Source organism: Pseudomonas yangonensis (genome assembly GCF_009932725.1).
Taxonomy (GTDB): domain Bacteria; phylum Pseudomonadota; class Gammaproteobacteria; order Pseudomonadales; family Pseudomonadaceae; genus Aquipseudomonas; species Aquipseudomonas yangonensis.
The window spans coordinates 1-697 of sequence record NZ_BLJU01000218.1 but is presented as its reverse complement, the minus strand read 5'-3'; the positions used below and the strand labels follow the sequence as shown (position 1 = coordinate 697).

At 65.4% G+C, this 697-nt stretch carries 1 pseudogene; it reads left to right on the top strand.

Annotated features, from left to right (window positions below):
• Window positions 1-51: 51 nt before the first annotated feature.
• Window positions 52-697, top strand: a pseudogene (gene foxA, locus GYB81_RS25430) (ferrioxamine receptor FoxA); the annotation flags it as partial.

Here is a 697-nt window from a genome sequence, read left to right as displayed (position 1 = left end):
TTTTTTTTTTTCAAGCAGAAGACGGCATACGATCTCTAGTACGGTCTCGTGGGCTCGGACACCCAGTTCGATCACGTCAAGGAGGAGCGCTACGCCATCGCCCCGACCCTGGCCATCGACTTCAGCGACGACACCACCCTGACCCTGCAAGGCTACCTGCAACACGATCCCAACGGGGGCTACCACGGCGGCGTACCGGCCGACGGCATCCTGTCGCACCACAACGGCCGGCACATCTCCCGCGAGTTCTTCGATGGCGAGCCGAGCAAGGACGACTTCGACCGCACCCAGCGGATGTTCGGCTACCAGCTGGAGCACCGCATCGACGACGTCTGGTCGGCGCGGCAGAACTTCCGCTACCTGGACTCCGACGTCGACCTGTCGCAGGTCTACGCCTACGGCTGGAGCGCCAGCGAGCCGAACAAGCTGAACCGCTACTTCAGCGGCGCCCGCGAGCACCTGCAGGCGTATATCGTCGACAACATGCTGCAGGCCGAATTCGCCACCGGCGCGGCGCGCCACACCCTGCTCACCGGCCTCGACTACCAGCGCCGGCGCACCGTGGTCGACTGGCGTTCCGGCTCGGCCTCGGCGCTGGACGCGTTCAACCCGGTCTACGGCGACGACGCCATCAGCTATTTCCCGGACGACAACCACACCCGCCGCCTGGAGCAGACCGGCGTCTACCTCCAGGACC